This is a genomic window from Agarivorans sp. Z349TD_8 (assembly GCF_050870825.2).
Classification (GTDB): domain Bacteria; phylum Pseudomonadota; class Gammaproteobacteria; order Enterobacterales; family Celerinatantimonadaceae; genus Agarivorans.
The window spans coordinates 1,537,121-1,561,634 of sequence record NZ_CP194037.2; the positions used below are offsets into that span (position 1 = coordinate 1,537,121).

The window sequence follows — 24,514 nt, forward strand, 5'->3', positions numbered from 1 at the left end:
GAAAGGCGGTTTTTACCGCCTTTTTTATATCGTTAAATACCCGCTATGTTTGCTATGAGGTGCGTTTGGCGATGCTATGTAAAATATTTGACCATTGTTGGTAGATCATAAAATGCCCTTGTTTAGGGATGACTTTTAGTTGAGCATTTGGTACCGATGTTGCGAATCGTTCGGCGAGAACTAAAGGAATATGCCGATCAACTTCGCCATGCCATAAGCTTGTCGGAATTTGAATATCGGCAATATTAAAGCCCCAGTCTTTCATGACTCGTTGTACTTCATCAGAAAATGCGCTGCCACCCTGTATTTTGGCTTCTTTGAGGTAACGCGTAAATTTGTCTCGAAACTGTGGGCTATTAAATAACTCGACATCGGCTCCGTCCAAATCTTTGGCTAATACTTTAAACAGCTTATTCGGATCTTTGTGTAAACCTTTTTCTAAGATATTGGTAAATAGTCGGTGCATGCTGGGAAAGTCACGCGCCAATTTCATATGCATTCGGTATAGCTTGGCGGTGGCTTGATAGTCACTATCTAAAACTAGTGCATCACCAGAACTCACCATGGTGAGATGGCTAATTTTACTCGGTATTTTGGCGGCGCAACAGGCTGCGTATACTCCTCCGGTGGCATAGCCAAGTAACTCTACTTGATCAATATTTAGGTATTCGAGCAAGGCACAGAGATCTTCAGACCATTGCACAAAACTATAATTTGGATGGTAGTCGGAGCCGCCAAAACCAGGTCGATCGATGGTGATTAAACGCAGCCCTAGCTGCTTTGCTAAGTCTTGTTCATCGAAGAAGTTCTCTAAGCGACTGCCTAGAATGCTATGGCAGTAAATTACCGGTGTCCCTTTGTCGCTACCAAATTCTTGATAACATAAGCGGCGTTGATCTGGCAGGGTAAAAAACAAGGTTTGATTACTAGCGTTATGCTCGTCTAACGGGAGTAAAGCTCTACTATTTTGCGATAACATTCCCCAAGGTCCAGTAAGTACCAAGCTGGCTAACTCACTTTGACTACTGACCCCTGTTTTTTTAAAAACCGATTTTAGCTGAGTTCGAACGGTGTTATAGCTGACGTAAATTTTGTCGGCAATATCGGATGGAGACATTCCTTGGGCAATGTAGTTTACAATTCGTGCTTCTTTTGGACTTAAGCTATAGCCTTCGGCAAAAGCGCGTAAATCTAGCTCAATATCCGGCCGTGAGGGCGAGATGAATACCACCACACTGGCATTGCGCTCCAAGGCAGGGTTTTGTAAATGATCGACAGGACTTAAGATCACCATCGTTTGAGCTGTACTTTGATTATCGATTTGGATCGGTAGCCCGCGACTACTTGACTCTCCTGGCCCCAAATTTGATAACTCTGTGACGTATTGTTTCAGTAACGCTGTTGATTTACTTTGCTGTGTGGTTAAGGTTCTGCCTTGTTGATAAAGCCCCTGCTTTAACTGAAGAGTCTCTTCGGCGAGTTCATTGGTTAATAATATTTCGTTTTGGGCATTGACTAAGATCACACCCACAGGAATGTGGTCTAACAGCGAATTTAATGAATGATTTTTTTCTTCCAGCTTATAGATGCGCTTGGCGATGTTTAACGCTTGGTTGAAGTGCTCTAGTAGCAACTGATTGCGTTCTGAATGATGGGTTTGTTCCATCAATAGGGTTGGAGAGACGGCGTTTAGCATTTGGCTTAATTTGGCTGATGAGTTGTCGTGCTCAGTTTCAACTTGAGTTCGTTGAATCTCAGGCATCATATACAGCTGTTCAAGCAGGTCTGGCCAATATTCGGGTTCTGCCGCTGCTCGGTAGATCATGCCGATTAACTGTTCCCGATTATCGACGAAGGTTAGCTCGAGTTCCTTGGTGCTATCCAGAGATTTCATATTTTTACTGCTAATTTACTTGTATTACAATTAATTGATTATATGCGATTGGCATACACTTTTCGTCTTCTTGGGTTTAGATGCTGAGTTTATTTATAGCAAAAATTTCGGCGTCTAGTTTAGCCCCTTTAATTTTAAGATAGTTTTACAAAAAAACACATCAAATTTAACGCTTCACTCATAAGTTGTGAAGCGTACGAAAGATTGTCGATAAGATTAGAGTTTGTTGATTTGTAATGATTATTTTTTCATTGGTTTGTGACTTGTGGGGTAAATTGTTCATATAAAGTGTACCTCTCTAAAACAAAGTAGACCCTGTAGCATCAAGTGTCACAAGCGCTGAAAAAAAGGATTCGCTAAAGCATTTTACTCTTTATTGAGTGGGTTTGCTTGGCGAAATATCTCTGGTTGCGTTGTAAGCTCGCTCTACGAACATGATTTGCTACAAGAGGTTAGCTGTGTTTAAGAACTGATGTTTGCTTTTCGTTGTCCATCGACAAATTGCAGCGTGACTTCGTCTCCAACTTGTAATTCGGCGGCATGATGCACGAGTTGTTGTTTATGACTTACCATTGTAAAACCTCGTTCTAAAACCCGCAGCGGGCTTAGGGCATCTAATTGTCGAGTTTTGGCGATGAGTTGTTGTTGATAACGGGCTTGTTGCTGCGTGATTATTTGTGACATATTTTTTAATAAGTTATCGAATTGATTTGCTTGCTGCGTGAGTTGTGCAGGAAGTTGGCTTGCGATAATGGCTCGACTGACTCTGTTATATCGGTAGTTAGCCTGCGCTAAGCTGCTAGACATCGCGCGCTCCAAGCGTAGTGATAGATGGTCAAACCGTTGTTGTTGTTGTTGCAATACGTGCTCAGGGGATTGTGCATAAATGCGCTGTTGTAAATTTGTCAGTTGCCATTGCTGTTGTTTCAGCAGCTGAGAATAGCGGTTGTTTAGCTGTTGGTTGAGATAGCTTAATCTTTGCTCGATGTGGCTAGCTTGTTGGCTGATGATTTCCGCTGCAGCAGAAGGGGTTGCCGCTCGTACATCGGCAACTAGATCGCTGATACTATGATCAATCTCGTGGCCAACCGCCGAAATGATGGGCAGGTTAGAGTTAAATATGCAATTGGCTAACCGTTCATCATTGAAGGCGGATAAATCTTCTTTAGAACCACCCCCACGGCCAACAATCAACAAATCAACTTCCTGACGTTGATTCGCTCGTTCGATCATGGCGCAAACTTGAATGGCTGCTTGTTCGCCTTGCACCGCTGCTGGGTAGACGATGACTTTGATGGCTGGTGCTCGTCGAGCCAGTACCGACAAAATGTCCTGTAAGGCGGCCCCTGATGCGGAACTTACCACTCCAACCGTTGACGGATACTCCGGTAGTGCTTGTTTAGCTGCTTCGGCAAATAAGCCTTGCGCGGCGAGCTTATACTTTAATTGCTCAAATGCTTGCTGGATGGCGCCATCCCCGGCGGGATGAATGGCTTCAATGATTAACTGGTAATCCCCTCGAGGCTCATACATGGTGATGTTGGCTTTCACTAGCACCTGCATTCCAGACTCGGGCTTAAAAAGTACTTTGCGATTGGTATTTTTAAACATGGCACAACGGACCTGCGACCGTGAGTCCTTCAGGTTGAAGTACCAATGCCCTGAAAATGGCGCTGAAAAGTTAGATATTTCACCTTCCAACCAAACTGTCCCCAAACAACGCTCTAGTAAACGTCTAACTTCCTGGTTTAATTGACTTACGCTGAAGACATTTTGGGTGATTTGATTCGCTTGCATCAGCGCTCTCGTGGGTAAATTGAAAATAATGTAAGAAAATAACATTTTTCAATTTACCTTGACTAGCTTTATACCTATAATCCGTCCGCAATATTTTCCCGTTTATTAACTGATTTAGGCGAATGTTGCTATGCTGAGAATTTCCAAAGAAGCCTTAACCTTCGATGATGTACTACTACTTCCTGCACACTCTGAAGTACTCCCTAACACTGCCAGTTTGGCCACTCGTCTAACTAAAGATATCAATTTAAATATTCCGATGGTTTCTGCGGCCATGGATACTGTTACTGAGGCGAGTTTTGCGATCGCTTTAGCTCAGGAAGGTGGCATTGGCTTCATTCATAAAAATATGAGTATCGAACAACAAGCCAATGAAGTGCGTCGCGTGAAAAAATTCGAAGCTGGGATTGTGCTTGAGCCGATTACGGTGACGCCAGACTTAACTTTGGGGCAGATTGCGAAGTTACGCCAAACTCATGGTTTTGCGGGCTTCCCCGTGGTGACAGAAGCTAATGACTTAGTTGGTATTGTCACAGGACGTGATTTACGTTTCGAAACCGATTTTTCTAAAACAGTTTCGCAGGTGATGACCCCGAAAGAACGTTTGGTAACCACTACCGATACTTCCCGTGAAGTGGTTGAAAAGCTAATGCACGAACACCGTATTGAGAAAATGTTGGTGGTTGACGATGCCTTTAAACTCACAGGTTTAATCACCGTAAAAGATTTTAAAAAAGCAGAGCGTAAGCCGAACGCTTGTAAAGACAGCTTTGGCCGCTTGCGTGTTGGTGCTGCTGTTGGCGCTGGTGCTGGCAACGAAGAGCGGGTTGATGCGCTGGTAGAAGCGGGGGTTGATGTCTTATTGATCGATTCATCTCACGGGCATTCGCAAGGAGTGCTTGATCGCATTAAGGCCACTCATGATAAATACCCTGACTTACAGATTGTTGGTGGTAACGTTGCCACTGCCGCTGGTGCGATAGCCCTCGCGGATGCTGGTGTTAGTGCAGTAAAGGTGGGGATTGGCCCAGGTTCAATTTGTACAACACGTATTGTTACTGGTGTGGGTGTCCCACAAATTACCGCGGTAGCTGATGCGGTGGAAGCGCTTAAAGGTCGTGATATTCCGGTGATCGCCGATGGTGGTATTCGTTTCTCTGGTGATATTGCGAAAGCCCTGGTCGCCGGTGCATCTTGTGTGATGGTGGGTAGTATGTTTGCTGGCACCGAAGAAGCGCCTGGAGAAATTGAACTTTATCAGGGGCGTTCGTTTAAATCTTACCGCGGTATGGGCTCTTTAGGTGCAATGTCTCAGGGTTCATCAGACCGTTATTTCCAAACCGATAATGCGGCAGATAAATTGGTGCCCGAAGGGATTGAAGGTCGGGTGGCTTACAAAGGTCCAGTGAAAGCGATTATTCACCAGCAAATGGGTGGTTTGCGCTCTTGTATGGGGCTGACTGGCTGTGCCACTATCACCGAACTGAATACCAAAGCCGAATTTGTTCGGGTGACCAGTGCCGGAATGGGCGAAAGTCATGTCCATGATGTGACCATTACTAAAGAAGCACCAAACTACCGTATGGGGTAGATTTTTATAGCATAACTACTCTCTAAGCACCTGCAGGTGCTTAGTTTTATCAGCCTAATGAAGTAAGTGATTATGAGCAGAGATATCCACGAACATCGTATTCTAATTTTAGATTTTGGATCGCAATATACCCAATTGATCGCCCGCCGTATTCGTGAAATAGGGGTTTACTGTGAACTTTGGGGCTGGGATGTAGAAGAAGCCGACATTAGAGAATTTGCACCTAACGGTATTATCTTAGCGGGTGGGCCAGAGAGTGTCACAGAACATGATTCGCCTCGAGCCCCCGAGTATGTGTTTAGCGCTGGCGTTCCTGTATTAGGGATTTGTTATGGCATGCAAACAATGTCTGAGCAGCTTGGCGGGAAGGTGATTCAAGGTGAAGGTGAGCGGGAGTTTGGTTATGCTCAGGTTGAGGTTATTAGCCCATCACCTTTATTTAAAGCGATTGAAGACACGGTTGCCGATAATGGTAATGCCTTGTTAGATGTTTGGATGAGCCATGGCGATAAAGTTTCGGCTATTCCTGCAGGATTCACCACGATTGCGAAAACACCGAGCTGTGAATTTGCCGCGATGATGAATCAAGACAAGCAATTTTATGGCGTTCAGTTTCACCCTGAGGTGACTCACACTCGCCAAGGTTTACGGATGTTAGAACATTTTGTGAAAGATATCTGTGGCTGTGATGCTTTGTGGACTTCTGAATCGATCATTGAAAATGCGGTCGCAAAAATTAAGCAGCAAGTGGGTGATGATGAAGTTATTCTTGCGCTAAGTGGTGGCGTTGATTCCTCGGTTGTTGCCATGCTTATTCAGCGAGCCATTGGCGATAAACTTACTTGTGTGTTCGTGGATAACGGTTTATTGCGTTTGCACGAAGGCCAACAAGTAATGGACATGTTTGGCAATCACTTTGGTTTGAACATTATTCATGTGCAGGCACAAGATCGTTTCTTAGATGCGATGGCGGGTGAAAGTGACCCAGAGAAGAAGCGCAAAATTATCGGCCATGTTTTTATTGATGTTTTTGATGAAGAGTCGAAGAAACTAAAAAATGCCAAGTGGCTTGCCCAAGGTACGATTTACCCGGATGTGATCGAGTCTGCGGGTGCTAAAACCGGTAAGGCACATGTGATTAAATCTCACCATAACGTCGGTGGCTTACCCGATGATATGGAAATGGGCTTGGTTGAACCTTTGAAAGAGCTATTTAAAGACGAAGTGCGCAAAATTGGTCTGGAGCTAGGCTTACCCTACGACATGTTATACCGCCACCCATTTCCTGGGCCTGGTTTAGGGGTACGGGTACTCGGTGAGGTGAAGAAAGAGTACTGTGATCTATTGCGCCGTGCCGATGCTATTTTCATCGAAGAATTGCATAAACATGATTTATACAATAAGGTAAGCCAGGCTTTCACGGTATTCTTACCTGTGCGTTCAGTCGGTGTGATGGGCGATGGACGTAAGTACGATTGGGTTGTATCGCTGCGTGCTGTTGAGACTATCGATTTTATGACAGCACATTGGGCTCATTTACCCTATGACTTCCTTGGTCATGTGAGCAACCGAATTATCAATGAAGTCGATGGTATTTCTCGTGTGGTCTATGACATTTCGGGTAAACCGCCTGCGACGATTGAGTGGGAGTAGACTAAGTTATAAACAGTTAACCAGGTCTTTATAAATCAATGAAATGCCAGTCAGTAATACTGACTGGCATTTTTTATGGTGATTCTTACTCTTCAATCGTCGGCTTGGTAGCCTCTGCGAATTGCCTAGCGATAATTAGTGGAACTCTGTTTCAGCTTATTCACTTTTCGCATCAACCACCAAGCGAAAATGGCGGTTTATCAGAGAAGTGTGTTCAAACGTGGCTGTCTCGCCGTTTATCTTGAGCTTTCGAGTACCATCACATAGTGCATGAACATCATGTTGTTTCCAACACTGATTAAAGTCGGCTGACACGTTTTTCAATTCATCCTCTAAGGCTTTGATATCGCTATCGTGACTTGTATTAGCATGGTCACGACGACACTGGATAATATGTGGGGGTGCTTCCTCTTCCCTATGGAGAAAAATTTCCCGCAGAGCAGGGTTAGTAAAAAGCATTGGTAATAGATTACGTCTCTCGGAAGGGCGACTCGAAACTAAACAGATGGTTGGCTGCATCGTTATAAGCAAACACAACACACCGTTTTGCGTTTGATTTGAATATAATCATGTTGATTGGCTGGGGCATGTCTTGATGGTATGTTGCAGTGACAAGCTGAGCATGTGTACTTATCATTATCAACATAATGGGTTATTTTAATTGGCTTGTTTAAGTCCTTCTTATTTTCCGTGACCCAGCTCTAAGATTATTTTTTTTAATGCTTATTTCGTTTGTTTGTTGTTCGCGCTTTACTTTGTTGAGTCATATTTAGGGCATAAAAAAAGCCACTGCAATAGCAGTGGCTAAAAATTCTTTTTGACAGACAGGGTCAAAATTAGAAACAGGGAGTCAGCAAAAGGCTGACAAATGCAAACACAACATAGCAATCAAAGTAACTACAAATCCGGTATTTACTTAAAGGGGCCTGACGTAACACCCTGTATTATGGCGCTATGTCAGGCCCCTTCACTTGATTGCGTGTGCATAGTAGTCTGCAACTAGCCGTACAACAACAGATAATTTATAATGCAGAAAGATTAGAAAAACTTATCCGTTAATGGGGTGTAAATATGGCGCGTCGTTTGCCGCCTTTAAATGCTTTAAAAGCATTTGAGGCCGCCGCAAGGCACCTAAGCTTTACTCGTGCAGCTGAAGAACTATTTGTGACTCAAGCCGCTGTGAGTCACCAAATTAAAGCTTTGGAAGAATTTCTCGGCCTCAAATTGTTTCGTCGTAAAAATAGAGCCTTATTATTAACAGAAGAAGGACAAGGTTACTTCTTAGATATTAAAGATATTTTTATTTCGCTTACTGAAGCGACAGATCGCTTGTTGGCGCGAGGTGCCAAAGGGACGATCACAGTCAGCCTCCAGCCGAGTTTCGCGATCCAGTGGTTGGTACCGCGTCTATCTCAATTTAGTGAGATGCATCCAGACATTGATGTACGGATCAAGGCTGTTGATCTTTATGAGGGGTCCTTGAGTGAAGACGTTGATGTGGCGATTTATTATGGTCGAGGCAATTGGGCAGGCTTGCGAGCCGATAAGTTGCATACTGAGTATTTAGTGCCAGTGTGTTCACCAAGTTTATTAGTGGGAGATAAGGCGCTCACTAAACCAGAGGACTTACAATTTCATACCTTGTTACATGATACCGCTCGTCACGATTGGAAAGCCTGGTTTAAGTTAGTCGGCCTAAGACAAATGAATGTGAATCATGGGCCGATATTTTCTCACTCAACTATGGTGTTGCAAGCTGCGGTATACGGTCAAGGCGTGGCCTTGGGGCATAGTGTGTTGGCAAAGCCTGAAATAGAAGCTGGGCGTTTAGTATGTCCTTTTGAACAAGTTTTGTTGAGTAAGAATGCCTACTATATGGTGTGTAAGCCTAGTCAGGCAGAACAAGGGAAATTAGTTGCTTTTCGTGAGTGGATGATTTCGTTAGTGGAACATGAGCAGCAAGAATTCGTTAATGAAGGCTTGGTGGAAATATAAGAAAGGTTAGTCATGAAGCAATTCACTTGGCCATTTAGGGCCTTGGTCGCTGTGTCTGGTGCTTTTTGCGTGATTATGGGTGCAGGAGCCGCCCATGGTTTTAGTCGTTTTTTGGGCGCAGAGCAGCTGCAATGGATAAATACTGGCGTGTTTTATCAATTAGTTCACCTCGCGGCTGCATTGGCTGTGGTTCAGCGCCATCGATTAACGGCTCTGTTGTGGGTTGTCGGTGGTTGGTTGTTCGCGGGTAGCTTATACTGTTTAGCTTTTTTCGGTTCTAAGGTATTTGGGCCAATTACGCCTCTAGGTGGACTGATATTGATTATTGGTTGGTTATCTTTGGTTTGGTCTAGTAAGAATATGAGTTATGACAAATAGTATCATTTTATATTGTCGCACTGGTTTCGAGAGTGATTGTGCAGCAGAAATCCAGTTTCATGCGGAACAATTGGAATATTTTGGTTATGCCAAGGCTGCTGCAGAGTCTGGTTTTGTTGAGTTTAGCTGTTATCAAAATGAGCACACCATAAGCCTCTACCAAGCGATTGATTTTCGAAATTTGATTTTTGCACGTCACTGGTTTTTGGCTTTACTGGAACTGGAATTAGATGAGCGTAATCGGGTTGCATCGATATTGGCGATTGATCAGAAGTTACCACTTTGTGGCAGCTTGCGTTTGGAATATCCTGATACCAATGAAGGAAAATCTTTATCCGCATTTTGTAAGAAATTTACACGTCCCTTAGAGCATGCGCTGATAAAACACCAGTGGTTAAGTAAAACGCAGAACTTAAAGTTGCCTGCGATGCAATTGTTCTTTACGAGTGGAACCCATTGTTGGTTGGGTTATTCAGATACCCGTAACGGTAATCCGCAAGCGAATGGTATCTTACGACTCAAGTTTCCCAACCAAGCACCCAGTCGTTCGACCTTGAAGTTAGATGAAGCGTTTATGGTTTTGCTGAATGATCAAGAACGAGAACAATATTTAGAAAATGGTCAGCATGCGGTTGATTTAGGCGCCTGCCCCGGTGGATGGACCTATCAATTGGTGAGACGAAATATGTTCGTCGCAGCCGTTGATAATGGGCCAATGGCGCAGTCTTTGATGGAGACGGGTCAGGTACAGCACTTTCGTGAAGATGGTTTTAAGTTTCAGCCGGAACGCAACAATACTAGTTGGTTAGTCTGCGATATGGTTGAGAGACCAGCCAAGGTGGCTAGGTTGATGTTGAAATGGCTCGCTAATGGTTGGTGCCGTTATGCAATGTTTAATTTAAAATTGCCAATGAAGCAACGTTTTGCTGAAGTAAATCAAGATCTGAATATGTTACGTGAAGGTTTAGCCGAATTAGGATTTGAGTCTGAGGTGAGGGCTAAGCAGTTATATCATGATAGAGAAGAGATCACGGTATTTGCTCGAATTATTTGAGCTGAATTGGGACTCGTCAGAAATGTAAATATAAGCTATCTAATTGCGGTATAAAGGCAGTCTATGCTGCCTTTCATCGGTGCTCTGTGTCGCTTATAGGCGCTCTAAGATAGCTTGAGTGAATTCCTTCGTGCCTGCAATACCACCCAAGTCTCGAGTGGTTCTATCGCCGCTGGCAATCACATCTTTTACTGCGCTTAAAATGGCCGTGGCCTGCGTTTCCATACCCAAGTATTCGAGCATCTGAATACTCGCTAAAATAACCGAGGTGGGGTTGGCAATGTCTTGGTCAGCAATATCTGGGGCGCTACCGTGAACGGCTTCAAAAATTGCGGCTTGTTCACCGATATTTGCGCCTGGAGCCATGCCCAGGCCGCCAACCAAACCTGCACAAAGGTCTGAAAGGATATCGCCAAATAGATTGGTTGTGACCATCACGTCGAAGCGCTCTGGGTACATCACTAAGTTCATACAAGCGGCATCAACAATCATCTCTTCCGATTCGATATCCGGATACTGCCGAGAAATTTCTCGAGCAACCTCTAGAAATAAGCCTGAGGTGGATTTCATGATGTTGGCTTTATGGATGGTGGTTACTTTCTTACGGCCTTCTCGGCGAGCTAGTTCATAAGCAAATTTTACGATGCGCTCGGCACCTTCGCGAGTCACTATACTCATGGCTTCGGCGCTGTTGCCATCTTCGCTACGTTTTTGACCCAGGCCTGAGTACATCCCTTCGGTATTTTCACGTACGGTAATAATATCTATGTTTTCGTAACGTGCTTTAGTCCCAACAAATGAACGTACTGGGCGAATATTCGCATATAGGTCGAAGTGCTTACGCATAGAGACATTAATTGAAGTGAAGCCGGTTCCGACTGGCGTGGTTAATGGGCCTTTTAGGGCAATACCATTTTGTTCAATCAGTTGTAATGATTTTTCGGGTAATAGGCTGCCATCACTTTCTAATGCGGCGAGGCCCGCATTGGCATAATCATACTCGAAACCACAACCTGCTTTGTCCATTATTGCGATGGCGCTTTCGATAATACTTGGTCCAATACCATCTCCAGGTATGACGGTGATTCGTCTTGTTGACATATATCTTCCTAATTCGTAGGTATTTTTATTATCTAAATAAGGGGAGGAGGTAACACTCCGTGTTATTACCCGAGCGAATGGGTTCGGGCAACAATGAGTTTACAATTTTTTAACTGAATACTCAAAAATATTTAGTTTCCAACACTGATTATAGGTCAGATTTCGCCCCAAATAACAACATTTTGAATGCTGAAGAGATCTTATCTCGGTAGGTTTTGATTGGTTTTAATACAGTTTAGCGCAGACTATTCTCTACAATTTACGCTGGTCTTGATTAGCAGGAAAATAATTATCGACGATCAACAGGCCTTGGGGTTATAACGTAATAGTTTCAATGAAAAACCAAGTTTTAAATCGGTTCTTAAGCTGAGCAATTTATGCGCGAGTTGTAGCTCATTAGCGTGCGCTTGAACTTTTGAGGCAAGCTTGTTATTGGTGCTGTTATCATCGAGAATCGCTTGGGTATCAGGATAATTTTTAAGTAGCGTTTGCGCACTTTTCTTACCAATACCGGGTACGCCTGCCACATTCACTCCATTGATGCCAACCAAGGCCCAATAATCGTTTAGTTGTTTGATCGCGATCCCAAACTTCTCTTCGACTTGCTCGATTGAAATATACTCCCGTCGAAAATAGTCATATAAACCGACACCAGCTGAGAGTAATGAGTAGTAGCCTTGATCAGTGGAAATAATGGTTACCGGGTAGTTAGCTGCAATTGCTTTACTGGCGAGCGTGGCACAAATGTCATCGGCCTCTTCGTTAGCCGCAAAGATTGAATCGATCCCCATATCTAATAGTTGGTCTTTTAATGTCTCCAATTGTTCAGCTAATAGCTCGGGCATTGGAGAGCGGTTTTGTTTGTATTGTGGATAAAGCTGCTCTCGCCAAGCCGAACGTTCGCCATCGAATACAGCGACAATATGGGAAGGCTGAAGGCTTGACACTATTCGTTTACAGGCGCTCGAGAGCGCCTGCTGAGTTGATTGACTTAACGAGTCGCGAGGGCTACGTTGCTGCTGAACCGCATAAATTCTACGGATTAAATTTAAAGCATCTATCACGACGAAGTGTTGACTCATTGAGGCAGTTCTCTGTCTTGTTTAATTTGATTTTTAGCGATTTTATAGCATGGCTCATAGTTGCTACCAGGTAATTTCATCCGCTGCTGTTTTACAAAATCTTGCAGTAGCTTATCTAGCATGTTCATTATTTCAGGAGCACCATCGATAATGAATGGCCCATGCTCTTCGATTTGTTTTATACCTTCATCTTTTACATTACCACTCACGATGGCGGAGAACGCTCGTCGTAAATTTGCAGCTAATTCTTGGGGGGCTTGATCGTAGTGCAAATTTAACTTTTCTACGTTTTGATGAATAGGAAGAAAAGGATGTTGAAAGCTACTTTCTATTTTTAGGCTCCAGTTGAAGGAATAGGCATCACCAATAGCACGTCGATAGTCTTGGATCTTGGACATCGATGATTTGACGACTTGCGCGGCACTTGCAGGGTCGTCGATAATAATTTGATAGTGTTTCTGTGCTTCGATACCGAGAGTTTTGCCGATGAATTTGTCAATGCTTCTAAAATAAGCTTCACTAGATCTAGGTCCGGTGAGGACGATTGGTAAGGGCTGACGAGCATTTTCCGGATGCATCATAATGCCAAGTATATACAGTAATTCTTCAGCGGTTCCCGCACCACCGGGGAAGATAACGATGGCGTGGCCCATTCGAACAAATGCTTCTAAGCGTTTCTCTATATCGGGTAGAATGACAAGCTCATTAACAATGGGGTTTGGTGGTTCGGCTGCGATGATGCTGGGCTCCGTTAAACCAATGTAACGACCGTTGTTTACTCGTTGTTTGGCATGTCCGACAGTGGCACCTTTCATTGGACCTTCCATTGCTCCAGGGCCACAGCCAGTGCAGATGTTTAATTCTCGCAATCCCAATTGGCTTCCCATCTCTCGAGTATATTGATACTCGTTTTCGTTGATCGAATGTCCGCCCCAGCAAACGACTAAGTTTGGTTCAATTCCAGGGTGAATCACTCGAGCATTACGTAGCATGGAAAAAACTAAATGGGTGATATGTGGTGATTGATTAAAATCTAAATAAGAGAGTTTTTGGATTTCATTAGAAACATACAAAATATCACGTAAAACGCTAAATAGGTGTTCTTGAATACCGCGGATAATTTCGCCATCCACAAATGCTTCTTCTGGTGCATTGATTAACTCGAGTTTTACGCCACGTTCCCTACTAAGGACTTTAATGTCAAAGTTTCGATAGCGTTCTAAAATCTCACGGCTGCTGTCGGTTTTACTTCCCGAATTGAGTACTGCAAGGCTGCAGTTTCGGTATAGGAGATAAATATCTTTAGAGGCACTTAAAGCAAGTTGGTCGACTTCTAGTTGTGATAACAAGTTCATGCTACCAACAGGATTTATATGGGTAATCATCAACACCTCACGTCTATTTCAGGTTACTTTACCATAACAGTATAACGTGAGGAGTTGTGTTAGCTGATACTTATTTCGTATTACTTCATAAATAACTAGTTGATTAAGTTGACTTTGTCACGACCACTGCTTTTTGACTCGTATAAAGCTTGGTCTGCACGCTCGAATGCATCAAGCGGTTTATCGCTATCTTTAAAAAGGGTTGCACCAATAGAAACTGTAATTGAAACCTGTTTTTCTTTAAATCGAAAGGGCAGGGTCTTAATCTGTTCGCGAATATTGTCAAGTGGCACCATCACTGCGTCAGGTGAGATATTCGGCATCAATAAAACGAATTCTTCACCGCCAAAACGAGCTAAAAAGTCGGTATCTCGAAGGCTATTCTGCAACGCTCTGGCGATCACTTTGAGTGCTTTATCACCAGCCATATGGCCAAACTGATCATTAATTGATTTAAAGTGGTCAATATCAATAATAGCCATGCCCAAATTATAACCATAACGCTTCCAGCGTTTGTACTCGAGCTCTAAACGTTCGTCTAAGGCTGCTCGGTTGTATACTTGAGTGAGACTATCGATGAACAATTTATGTTTGTGAGCATTGAGTCGCTTTTTATACTCTTGAGTTTCTTCTCGAACCAAACGAAGCTTTAATTCAACTTCACCAAGTTCGTTCAATAACTCAGTCGTTCGTTGCTCTAGTTGTTCTTTTTCTTTGAATACGTCGGTAATCTGAATTAAGCGATTTTGGATTGAATGCTTTAAACTATCTAAGTTACTGCTAGAGCGTACTTCCGCACCGAGCTCTAGTATACGGTCTTTTAATACGCTGTTATTTTGCTGCTGATTTTGATGGATTGACTTAGATTGACTTAGCGAGTCGACAAACTGATCGTGGGCACCGCCTAAACTTTCGTTTAAAGAGTATAAAAACTCTTGAGCGGCTTTACGTTCTTCACGACTGCCTTCGATGATGAGTTGAATCACATTGATACACAAGCTAGGCAAGTCGCTAGGTTCTATACCTACTAATAAGTCAGAACGTATCTGTGCCAGTTTGTTACCAACTTCACCGCTATAATCTAGTTCGGTGATCAAACGTTGTAAATCATCACAAATGCGAGTGTGTAAACGACTATCTAAAATACTTTCTTTCGGCTTTACAGCGGTAACATTTTCATTACTGGTGTGAGCTCCGCCTATTGAAGGTTTATTGAGTAGCGCTTGATAATAATAATTGAGTAACTGTTCGATACGAGCCTGATTATCGCTGTGAGAATAAGCTGGGCTCTGCTCTAAAAAATCAGTAAGTTTGCGGCGTAATTGAGGAGGTAAACCATTAATTCGTTTAAGTGATTCCCCCGACGTTTTGATAATTCGTTGGTTGTGAGCGAGGACCGTTTTTAAGGTCTTACTATGTTGTTTAAATAGGCCATCTAATTCGTTTTGATATTGCGAAATAGCTGACAAGTCGTCATTACTCTCAACATCCTTGATTAGTTGCTGTAGTTTATTATCAAGTTGTTCATCTAAGCCATAACAAATTTTAGAAAGGCTTGAAATTAGTTGGCTTATTGATTTCTTTTCCATTCTAACCTTTGCCTCTTGGCCTAAAACATTCTGGGTGGAGTTTTCTATATTGTTTCTCACCAACGCGAGGCGTTTCTTAATCGTGATGATATCGCTCATCGTTTAAACCAACACATCCTAGTATGCCTAATAACTGCGATTAGCATAACACGAGATCTACGACAACTATAGTTGTTGGGTCTGCAAATGTTAAGGCAAATAGTCATCTATACCTACCAATTGATTATGCTCTTATCAGTGGATGAATTCACTTTTACTAAGCCCTTGCTTATTGCCTGTTTTACATCTTGTCTTATATCACTACAGAAAAATGCAGCATGTGAACCTTTCATTGCTGTTAACTCTACCCATTGGTTCTGTTGCGTGTGAGCAGATAGTTGTTGAGCCCCTTCTAAAGCGAGCCATAAAACTTCGGTCATTCCGCTATCGTCAATTGCATCTTCGGCTTTAGTTAAAAATGGGGCAATACAAGTGCCAATCGAAATTATCAACTTAAGCTTTTGCTTTATAGCATATCTTTCTGCTTCATCAACCACCATTCTGCAAATTTGTTCTGCGGATAGTTGCTTCAAAGAGAGGCAAATAAGTAGCTGATGATCGTTGATATGTCCTAACTGATAATCTTTATCAAACTGAGTTATCAGCGCTTCAATCACATTTTTGTTGAATTCCCTACGAAGTTTAAACCCTAAGCTGTGTTGGCCAACGGTGCTGAGATGCTCAATAGATATTAGCAACAGAACTTGCGGTGATTGCGTTGATGAGAGATGTTGCTTGCGTAAATATTGTAAGGGGCTATCGCTGTTGGCTAGTTGTTGCCAACCCGTAATGGGATGCTGGTTCAGCTGTTGGTTTAGATGCCTCACTAAGGCTTTTCTTGATAACAGTTTCTGCCTAGTGATTAAGAATAAAAATAATATCATCACTGCAAAAACGCAGACTAAGACTAAGACCAGTTGCTGAAAGCTACTTTGTTGCTGTATTAAGGCTTTTTCTTTGGTCAGGTCGGATAACTGTTGGGCTTGTTCAATATACTGATAGTGTTGCTTAAATTGTTCACGTTTTAGCTCGTTACTTATCTGTTGATATTGTTGGTTTAAGCTGTGGTAAATTTTAAATTCTTCTAAGGCGAGGGCGTAATTGCCATTTTGCTCGTAGGCTTCGGTGAGTAACTTGTATACTTTGCTATGGCTATTCGATAAGCCAATGGTGTTGGCTAAAGCTTCGGCTTTTTCTAGTTGTAAAATAGCTAAGCCACTCTCATGGTTGTTGATATGTAATTCGCCTAACAGTAGTAAGCTATGTAACAATTTACTGGGTTGATTTAATCGAGTAAATAATTGTCTAGCGATTTGTAGATGAACTAAAGCTGGCGTGTAGTCTGTGAATTCCATATAGGTGCTGCCTAGGCGCAGTTCAATGTCGGCCAATAGCGGTAAGTTATGATTGGCCTTTGCTATTTCTTTTGCATTTAGATAGTGCACCAGAGCTGCGTCATTGTCCTTGGCGAGCTTGGTCATATCCGCTAGTTTAGTTATTTCTTCAGCCTGTAGATCGAGATTATTGAGACTTGCTGCATCATCGATGGCATCCTGTTGAAACTGCTGAGCGATAACCAGCTCACCTTGCTCCAAATAGACCTGTGCCATATTGGCTTTGAGTTTGCTGTTGAGTAGCAAGGCTTCATTATTGTGGATGTCTTGATCATCTAACTCCGCCTCTGTTAGGTGATTGAGCGCTAATTCAGGCTGTTTATTTAACAAGTAATAATCTGCCAGTAAGGCTTCAGACCACGCCCTGAGTATCGGTGATTTACTGGTATAAGCCTCTTCCTTCGCTTTTAATAGATGGTTTTTGGCTTCGTTATTTTTACCTTGGTTTTGGTAGTAAAGCGCTTGCACTTTTTGTAGTTGAAAGCGCATGTTAGATAAGGGGAAGATCTTTAGTTTTTCGATACCAGCTTGTGCTAAAGCGATATAATCTTGTGCCTGTATTGCCCATTTGGGGTCACTACTCATGGCCAGTGCTGCAATAATATAGGCTTGAGTTAAATGGGTTGGCTGTTGTTTTGCTAAGCGAATGGCGTGATGAATATAGACCTGAGCTTGTTGTGGATTATTGGTGCGGTAGGCACATAAAGCGGCAATTTGATAGCGGAGTATGTCGATTGTACCTGTTGTTACCGTTTGCTCAGTGGTCGTCTCCTGTTGGTTCAGTGTTTTCGCTAAATGTTCTAGGCAATTCCTAGGGTTGGCTATCAGCTGTTGGCGTAACGGTTCTAATGTTTTAGGAACATTGATAAAGCCATTTTCATAGGCCCAGCTATTGGCAGAAAACGGCCCGCAGAGTAATACAAGGGCAAACCATAAATACGATTTTAGCGAGAAATTGGGCATTATATTATTGGCGAATTAAGCGCCAATTTCCTAGTTTTGTGCTTGCTAGGGGATCATCGCTGCGCATTGGATTAATATCTAAGCCGCCACGCCGCGTATATCTGGCATAGACTGTGAGCGTCTTGGGCTGGCAATAATGTTTTAGGTCGGTGAAAATTCTTTCAACACATTGCTCATGAAATTCATTATGTTGGCGGAATGAGACTAGATATTTTAATAAGGCTTGCTGATTGATTTTAGGCCCTTGGTAATCGATATATAAACTTGCCCAATCTGGTTGATTGGTTACCAAACAGTTAGACTTGAGCAAGTGGCTGTTAAGTGATTCATGTACGATAAGATTAGGATCTGCGGCACCTTCAAGTAAAGAAGGATCGAGTTGATAACTTAAAATTTTAATATCATCTTGCAGGTCGATATTTAGGCCCGGTATCGGGCGAGTGTCGAAGGTGCTATCAATGTTGCTCAGTGTTACTTCTACCTCACCTTCGGCGCATTGCGCTAGATCGCGTCTTAGTACTTTTTCAACGGCAGAAAAGTTGGCAAAGTGGCTCTGGTTAAAGCTATTGAGATATAACTTGAATGATTTTGATTCGATCAAACATCGAGAGCTAGCCATTATTTTCACTTCAGCGACGGCTACGGTTGGAAGTCCGTTCTCATTTAGCCACGAGAGTTCGTAGAGGTTCCATAAGTCATATCCCGAAAAGGGCAGTGTTTGCGCTTCTACAATATTTAATTGTTGACGATTTAATTGGCGTGGTACGCCTTGTAACAGTTGCGGTGAATAATGACTAATGTAGTCGGTCGGTTTACCGAGACTTAATCGCTCTTTTAGCTGTTCAGTGGTGTTTACAGGCTGTTTTGTCATGGTTTTATTCGATCGAATTGGTTAGGCTTAGTTTATCTTAAATCGAAACGAAACACATCAATGAGCAGTACGATATCCTCACCACTGGCCTCTATTTATGCGAAGTTTGAACAGCAATGGCAAAATTCGAGCTACCCTAAACTCGATTATGATGAACAATGGCTTTCACCATGTATTCTAAGCTCTCCTCAACAACAGCAAGTCGATTGGCACCCGGTTGTTCGGAAAATAGTTGCAGATTTTAGTGGTATCGAAACGGCTTTAGAATTGACACTACATCCAAGTATTAAATCTTTTTATGGCGATTATTATGCCTCAAGCCTGGTAGTTAATTTTCAAAATAATCGCATTGAATTAGTTCAACCGTGGAATGAGCAAGATTTCGAGCTATTGTTGGAAAATATGATAGGTCATTTACTCATGCAGCGTCGTTTAAAGCAGCCTCCAACGGTATTTATTGCGACAACTGATGACGAAATGCAAATCGTGAGTATTGATAATAATAGCGGTGAAGTGTTACTTGAGCAGTTAGGTAAGGGGGTTGAGCGCGTGCTGGCGAGCACGCTTGATGAGTTTTTAGAGCAATTGAGCTTAGCGGACTAAGATTTAAAATCCCAAGAGATATTCGATACCAAGCGGCAGCGTTCGCATTTAAAGTCTAAAATATCGTGTAGGTTTTCTGTTAATCGCCATGGCTGGTTGCAGCTGGGACAGTGACGTTGGCTTTCGGCTAATAAGCTGTCGCCGCCGACGCGATATAAATATAAGTAGGTCGGGGTCTTCGTTAAGTATTCTAGGCGCTTGCATAAATCTGAGCCGCGTTGAAATAAGCGGCTATGGGTACTACTTATTTCTTGTATAGCACTGAACTCCAATATACTGCCATTCATTTGCAATTGGTCGCAAGCAGACCAGTCTTCTTGCCATTTTATCAACTGTCGATGGTCACCATTTGCAACGGCAGGAAAGTGATAAAGGGGCATCGGTGTAAAGTGTTCTCCACAACGCAGCGGAGAACAGGTTTGTAAATAATTGGTATAGAGAATTTGCCACGAGGGGCTAAGGCAATTATCACTGTCATCGGCATTAATGTCGCGGCCTAATATTTTTACTTTGGGGCTGAGTAAACTTGCTTCGCTTAGGGCCTGTTTGGCGTGTTTGACCTGCTGACTCTGATAGTTTTCTTGTAGACTATCGACTTCTGGACAAAGCACTCGGACACTAAATACGGCATCTTTTAAGACTATTGGAAATTCTCGACCAATGATCTGACCGTTATAGCGCCAGCAATCAAGTAGTTGGTTAATTGCTTTTTCTGCTTGGCTAATGGTGGTATCAGCAAAGCATTCTAGCTCTATGATTGCGAGATACATCTTAGGATTTTGACTCAAGTTGATTAATACGAGTGACTAACAGCGCAAGCTGCGATTCTAAATGCGTGATACGCTGCTCCAATGATTGTCGCTCGCTTTTGTTAGTCGTTACGGGCTGCTCTATGGTGAGTTGCTTGATGATAGTCGGATCTCGTTTATAGGCATTCAATGCGGCGATAACGACTGGCATGGGTTGGCGAACACTGAGCCGAGCTTTAATCAGCGCTAAGCTGGGTTGCTTATTCTCGTCAATCAGGGATTTGATAGCTAATAGAACGATATTTTGTGACATCTTGATGGACCTTAGTGGCTGGTAGCAGGTTGGTAACTTCGCACTAACTGTTGAATCGCTGCTTGTAAATTGGTGCTGTTGTTGGGATCCCTCAATTGGGCGAGAACGAAGCTGCGTAACGAAGGAATAAACACCAGATCAGCAAAGATTTGCTGAAATAATTGGTCATCTTGTTGTGTTGCGAGAGCCTCAAGAAATATTCTGAGCTGGTGTGGTTGTTCTAAAACACGCCATAAGCGACCAGCAATGGCAATAAAGCTATGGATTGACTGGGCAGCTCCGAGCTGAGCGTTGAGGGCTTTGTTCACTATGCTGGGAACGGTACAACCCGCTAAGGCTCGAAGGTAAAGGCTCGCTAAATTCTCATCTCTTGTCAAAGTTAGAGTGTGCTGTTGTGCAATCACGTGACTGAGTTGTTGATCGATACTGGCGTGTTCCAGTAACTCTAGAGTTTTGTTTGCGACTTCCATTGGTAAGTGAGGGAAAGCCTTTGCCAGTAGTTTACTATTATCATCTCTATCGAGCCGAGCAACAATATCGGCGAGCCCCTGTAGAGCTAGCTGCGGCCATTTATCCCAAGCGGAGCCTTGTAAGTAGCCCCGTACTGACGGGTAATGTTTGGAAGGTGGCAGTGCGCAATGCTTTTTATAGAGCGCATTAAAATAAGCCAATTTTTCTTCAATCGGCTTAAAAATGTACTGGTTATTTGCTAAAGCTTGTTGTTGCTGTTGATTGGGTTGTTGGTCAAGCTGTTGCCCCAAGGCTTCAATCACCAATTGAATAAACTGGTCACGTGCCCCGAGTTGTATGAAACCTTGTTCATCAACCGGGAATTGTAAAAACCAGATATAGGGGGTATTGGCTTGCTGCTTTTGCCAAAAACATAAAGCAAATCGAGCTTGCTGTTGAATTGGCGCGGGGTAGGGTAAGTCATTAGTTTCAACTTTTTGGAAATCTTGATTATCAATCTGCTGAATTTGTCTGCCCATTTCATAGACGCGTAGTTCACTGCCGGAAAGCAACAGGATGTCACTTAGTGTGTTTGTATTATTCATAACTTAAGATTAGTTTTTGTTTTGAGTTGACGCTGTTGGCCTCAGTATCCACATTTATCTTCTTGAGAGCAATTATTGGGGAAGCTTTAGCTTATGCAGCGTTAAGCTGCCGTTCACCAGTAAGCAATGTTATAATCGCGGCTTTTAAGATTAACATTGTATGCGTTTTAAGATCAGAGAGCAGTTATTCGCCATTGAGCGCTGCTTAAAGAAAAATCAATGTTGGCAAGATTTACCGCCTCATCCCGATTTATTACAAAGCACTCAACCATTTTGTGTAGATACACTGAACTTAGAGCAGTGGCTACAGTTTATTTTGCTGCCTCGGCTGCATACTTTATTGGATGAAGGTCGCCCGCTGCCTCGCCGCATTGCTATCACGCCCTATGCCGAAGAGGCATTGAAACACTCTCCAAAGGACAATCGTGATTTGTTGTTGCTTTTGAGCCTATTTGATCAGAGTTTTAACGATGACTGAAAACCTAGATTTAAACACAGAGCTGGTTGAAGCGATCCCTTGTGAATTGACCGTGTTATATCAAGATGAGCACTATGTTGCGATATATAAACCAGCAGGCTTATTGGTTCATCGTAGTTGGATAGCTAAAGAAGCCACTCAATTTGCGCTGCAAATTTTACGCGATCAATTGGGTCATTATGTTTACCCGGTACACCGACTCGACCGTCCTACCTGTGGAGTTTTGGTGATGGCAACCTCTTCGGAGGCAGCAAAAAAATTGGCAGAGCAGTTCGCCAGTCACCGAGTATATAAAGAGTACTTAGCGGTGGTTAGAGGTTATGTGGAAGGCGAGCATCAGTTGGATTACCCATTAAAAGAAAAGCACGACAAGATGGTCGATGGAAGGGCCCAACAGGATAAACCAGCTCAGTCGGCCTTTACCTGTTATCGTGGTTTAGCTCAGGTCGAGTTACCTTACCCGAGTGGAAAATTTGCAACATCACGATATAGTTTGTTGAGTTTGAAACCTAGAACAGGAAGAAAGCACCAACTGCGTCGGCATATGCATCACCTGAGTCACCATATTATTGGTGACACCACCTATGGTGATGGGCGACATAATCGACTGTTTAAAAGCTTAGGGCACCCAGGGCTTTGGTTGATTTCTAAGCAAATTGGTTTTGTGCATCCTTATTCTGCTAAAGATATTCTGATAGAGAGTCCCCTTCCTGAGCGCTGGATTAAGCTATTTAAGCTGATGTCTTGGAATTAGTTCCATTATTATGTGTGATACATATCACAAAACGGAAAGCTTTTTTGAACCATGAAAGGGTTTTCATTGTCGCGTAATAAAATTACCACCTTTAGGGTTTTACTTTAACTTTTAGTTATAAATTTGGTTATTTGACTACTGAAAGGGTTTTCAATGTGCTTGAAAACATTTTCAAGTGTTTTGTCGCTGACAGTCTTCAACGTGATCTAACGCAAGATTTATCGCTAAATACCTTGTTTTCAAGCCATTTTCATAAAAATTAAACTGTGATCCAGTTCAAGGTTGCGAGGGATCCTGCTCCCTATAATCCTCCTCAGTTAGCGGTTATAAGCACACTTACAAATGCGCCGTTAGCGCTTACCGTTCAAGGTAAGGGATGAGTATACAAAAGGAAAAGGATTAGATTATGAAACTGAAAACACTTGCTGTAGCAGTCGCTGCCGCAACAATTTCTTCAAGCGCCTTCGCAGTTGATTTTCACGGTTATATGCGCTCAGGTATTGGCCTTGGTGCCGATGGAGGCCAAAGCTGTTCTGTTAGCAAAACTTACGTTGGTCGTTTAGGTAATGAATGTGACACCTACGCAGAATTAATTCTAGGCCAAGAGCTATATAGTAAAGGCGGAGTTAAATTTGATTTTGGTAGCAATCTTGCTTATACATCTAACCAAAATAATGACTGGGAAGGGACGAAGACAGGTACTGGTAATAATGAGGATGGTGATACAGATATCGCCATTCGTGAAATGAACGTTGTTGCAAAAGGCGTTCTACCTTTCGCTCCTGACGCTTCTGTCTGGGCGGGTAAACGTTTCTATAAACGTAACGATATTCATATTCTTGACTTTTATTACTGGGATGTTTCAGGTCCAGGTGCAGGGATTGAAGATATCCCAGTGGGCCCTGGTAATCTGAGTTTTGCCTGGACTCGCAGTGATCGTCAAGAAGGCTTTGTAACTAAGGCAAGTCATGATAGCAACGGTGATTATGTAGAAGGTACAGGTTCTGCTCGTAACCAAAACTTGTTTGATGTTCGCTATACTGGCTTGTCGATCGGTGGTTCGAATACCCTTGACTTTGGTGTAACTTATGCTTACGTCAATAAGACTGAAGCGCAAGACGCAGAAAATAAGGGTGAAAAATCAGGTGTAATGTTAACCTCGCAGTTGACCACTGGTATTGCTGGCGGCTTTAACAAATTTGTGGTTCAGTATGGTACAGAAGGTTACGCACATGCCCTTCGTTACACTGGTGGTGGTAACTGGTATGGTTCTGAGAACAGTGGTCATGGTGGTAAGGCATATCGTGTAATTGATCATGGTGTGGTCACCTTTGGTAAGTCTGTAGATTTGGCTTACGCGGCTGTTTATGCTTCCTATGATCGCGATGATTTTGCCAGCAGCCATAATTACTGGAATGCAGTTGTGCGCCCAAGTTATAAATGGAGCGATTATCACAAAACTATTCTAGAGTATGGTTACTATGATGCCGATGATGATTCATGGGGTAAATCTAAAAACAGTAAGTTGACTTTAGCACAAGCGATCTCCGCGGGTCCTGGTTTCTGGGCTCGTCCTGAAATCCGCTTATTTGGTTCTTATGTGAAAGACCATGAAAATGATAGCTTAGCTAAAGGTAAAAACAACGAGTTTGAATACGGTGTACAAGTGGAAGCTTGGTGGTAAGGCTTAGCCGATACACTATAGTTCAAACAAACTGATATTTTATCTAGCCAGACCCTCAAAAACATATTATTTTGAGGGTCTTTTTGTTTATT

General features: G+C 42.8%; 21 protein-coding genes. 9 read left to right on the forward strand and 12 right to left on the reverse strand.

From position 1 onward, the window contains the following. Positions 1 to 52 precede the first annotated feature (52 nt). Together ACRRS1_RS06960 and xseA are read right to left on the reverse strand one after the other, a co-directional pair. The gene (locus ACRRS1_RS06960; RefSeq protein WP_432464679.1) at positions 53 to 1,894 is read right to left on the reverse strand and encodes an alpha/beta fold hydrolase; all 1,842 of its coding nucleotides are present in this window, start codon (positions 1,892 to 1,894) and stop codon (positions 53 to 55) included. A 462-nt stretch (positions 1,895 to 2,356) separates the two neighbouring features. Beyond that, positions 2,357 to 3,736, reverse strand: coding sequence for an exodeoxyribonuclease VII large subunit (gene xseA / locus ACRRS1_RS06965; protein ID WP_432468096.1), 1,380 nt, complete (start codon positions 3,734 to 3,736; stop codon positions 2,357 to 2,359). A gap of 85 nt (positions 3,737 to 3,821) precedes the next feature. Here xseA and guaB point away from each other — a divergent pair, with 85 nt between their 5' ends. Together guaB and guaA are read left to right on the forward strand one after the other, a co-directional pair. Beyond that, positions 3,822 to 5,282 (forward strand): IMP dehydrogenase, encoded by a 1,461-nt coding sequence (gene guaB, locus ACRRS1_RS06970; protein ID WP_432453878.1) that lies wholly within the window; start codon positions 3,822 to 3,824, stop codon positions 5,280 to 5,282. Between the two features lie 72 nt (positions 5,283 to 5,354). Next, positions 5,355 to 6,935: a glutamine-hydrolyzing GMP synthase gene (guaA, locus tag ACRRS1_RS06975; RefSeq protein WP_432453877.1), complete on the forward strand. Its 1,581-nt coding sequence runs from the start codon at positions 5,355 to 5,357 to the stop codon at positions 6,933 to 6,935. 156 nt (positions 6,936 to 7,091) lie between these two features. Here the strand turns inward: guaA and ACRRS1_RS06980 are convergent, their stop codons facing one another. Then, on the reverse strand, positions 7,092 to 7,454 hold the full coding sequence (locus ACRRS1_RS06980; protein WP_432453876.1) for an MmyB family transcriptional regulator: 363 nt from the start codon (positions 7,452 to 7,454) through the stop codon (positions 7,092 to 7,094). Between the two features lie 552 nt (positions 7,455 to 8,006). On the opposite strand from ACRRS1_RS06980, the gene ACRRS1_RS06985 reads away from it, so the two are divergent. From ACRRS1_RS06985 to rlmM, 3 genes are read left to right on the forward strand one after another with little or no spacing between them, the layout of a single operon-like run. Beyond that, complete coding sequence (locus ACRRS1_RS06985) at positions 8,007 to 8,930, forward strand: transcriptional regulator GcvA (protein ID WP_432453875.1); 924 nt, start codon at positions 8,007 to 8,009, stop codon at positions 8,928 to 8,930. A 12-nt stretch (positions 8,931 to 8,942) separates the two neighbouring features. Then, complete coding sequence (locus ACRRS1_RS06990) at positions 8,943 to 9,308, forward strand: DUF423 domain-containing protein (RefSeq protein WP_432453874.1); 366 nt, start codon at positions 8,943 to 8,945, stop codon at positions 9,306 to 9,308. Beyond that, a complete protein-coding gene (rlmM, locus tag ACRRS1_RS06995) occupies positions 9,298 to 10,362 on the forward strand; it encodes a 23S rRNA (cytidine(2498)-2'-O)-methyltransferase RlmM (protein WP_432453873.1) in 1,065 nt (354 codons plus the stop codon). Before ACRRS1_RS06990 ends, rlmM begins: the two co-directional genes overlap by 11 nt. A 93-nt stretch (positions 10,363 to 10,455) precedes the next feature. On the opposite strand, the gene ACRRS1_RS07000 is transcribed toward rlmM, so the two are convergent. The 6 genes from ACRRS1_RS07000 to queF form a co-directional block, all read right to left on the reverse strand. Continuing rightward, complete coding sequence (locus tag ACRRS1_RS07000; RefSeq protein WP_432453872.1) at positions 10,456 to 11,463, reverse strand: isocitrate dehydrogenase; 1,008 nt, start codon at positions 11,461 to 11,463, stop codon at positions 10,456 to 10,458. Between the two features lie 299 nt (positions 11,464 to 11,762). Continuing rightward, positions 11,763 to 12,545: a flap endonuclease Xni gene (gene xni / locus ACRRS1_RS07005; protein WP_432453871.1), complete on the reverse strand. Its 783-nt coding sequence runs from the start codon at positions 12,543 to 12,545 to the stop codon at positions 11,763 to 11,765. Next, positions 12,542 to 13,930 (reverse strand): nucleotide 5'-monophosphate nucleosidase PpnN, encoded by a 1,389-nt coding sequence (ppnN, locus tag ACRRS1_RS07010; RefSeq protein WP_432468095.1) that lies wholly within the window; start codon positions 13,928 to 13,930, stop codon positions 12,542 to 12,544. Before ppnN ends, xni begins: the two co-directional genes overlap by 4 nt. 95 nt (positions 13,931 to 14,025) lie before the next feature. Further along, the gene (locus ACRRS1_RS07015) at positions 14,026 to 15,618 is read right to left on the reverse strand and encodes a GGDEF domain-containing protein (RefSeq protein WP_432453869.1); all 1,593 of its coding nucleotides are present in this window, start codon (positions 15,616 to 15,618) and stop codon (positions 14,026 to 14,028) included. Positions 15,619 to 15,731: 113 nt separating this feature from the next. Then, positions 15,732 to 17,915, reverse strand: coding sequence for a tetratricopeptide repeat protein (locus ACRRS1_RS07020; protein ID WP_432453868.1), 2,184 nt, complete (start codon positions 17,913 to 17,915; stop codon positions 15,732 to 15,734). A 4-nt stretch (positions 17,916 to 17,919) separates the two neighbouring features. Next, positions 17,920 to 18,786 (reverse strand): NADPH-dependent 7-cyano-7-deazaguanine reductase QueF, encoded by an 867-nt coding sequence (queF, locus tag ACRRS1_RS07025; protein WP_432453867.1) that lies wholly within the window; start codon positions 18,784 to 18,786, stop codon positions 17,920 to 17,922. A gap of 60 nt (positions 18,787 to 18,846) precedes the next feature. Here queF and syd point away from each other — a divergent pair, with 60 nt between their 5' ends. Next, positions 18,847 to 19,389, forward strand: coding sequence for a SecY-interacting protein (gene syd, locus ACRRS1_RS07030; RefSeq protein WP_432453866.1), 543 nt, complete (start codon positions 18,847 to 18,849; stop codon positions 19,387 to 19,389). Here the strand turns inward: syd and ACRRS1_RS07035 are convergent. From ACRRS1_RS07035 to ACRRS1_RS07045, 3 genes are read right to left on the reverse strand one after another with little or no spacing between them, the layout of a single operon-like run. Continuing rightward, complete coding sequence (locus tag ACRRS1_RS07035; protein WP_432453865.1) at positions 19,386 to 20,159, reverse strand: Zn-ribbon-containing protein; 774 nt, start codon at positions 20,157 to 20,159, stop codon at positions 19,386 to 19,388. The two genes, syd and ACRRS1_RS07035, sit on opposite strands and share 4 nt — an antisense overlap. A 1-nt stretch (position 20,160) precedes the next feature. Continuing rightward, entirely contained in the window at positions 20,161 to 20,451 is a 291-nt protein-coding gene (locus ACRRS1_RS07040) for a hypothetical protein (RefSeq protein ID WP_432453864.1), read from the reverse strand. A gap of 11 nt (positions 20,452 to 20,462) precedes the next feature. Continuing rightward, complete coding sequence (locus tag ACRRS1_RS07045) at positions 20,463 to 21,506, reverse strand: DUF3549 family protein (protein ID WP_432458997.1); 1,044 nt, start codon at positions 21,504 to 21,506, stop codon at positions 20,463 to 20,465. Between the two features lie 160 nt (positions 21,507 to 21,666). Between ACRRS1_RS07045 and ACRRS1_RS07050 the strand changes: the two genes are divergently transcribed. From ACRRS1_RS07050 to ACRRS1_RS07060, 3 genes are all read left to right on the forward strand, one after another. After that, on the forward strand, positions 21,667 to 21,984 hold the full coding sequence (locus tag ACRRS1_RS07050; protein ID WP_432458998.1) for a YqcC family protein: 318 nt from the start codon (positions 21,667 to 21,669) through the stop codon (positions 21,982 to 21,984). Further along, positions 21,977 to 22,738 (forward strand): tRNA pseudouridine(65) synthase TruC, encoded by a 762-nt coding sequence (gene truC, locus ACRRS1_RS07055; protein WP_432458999.1) that lies wholly within the window; start codon positions 21,977 to 21,979, stop codon positions 22,736 to 22,738. The genes ACRRS1_RS07050 and truC overlap by 8 nt, the downstream gene beginning before the upstream one ends. A 406-nt stretch (positions 22,739 to 23,144) precedes the next feature. After that, the gene (locus ACRRS1_RS07060) at positions 23,145 to 24,422 is read left to right on the forward strand and encodes a maltoporin (RefSeq protein WP_432464687.1); all 1,278 of its coding nucleotides are present in this window, start codon (positions 23,145 to 23,147) and stop codon (positions 24,420 to 24,422) included. Positions 24,423 to 24,514: the final 92 nt, after the last annotated feature.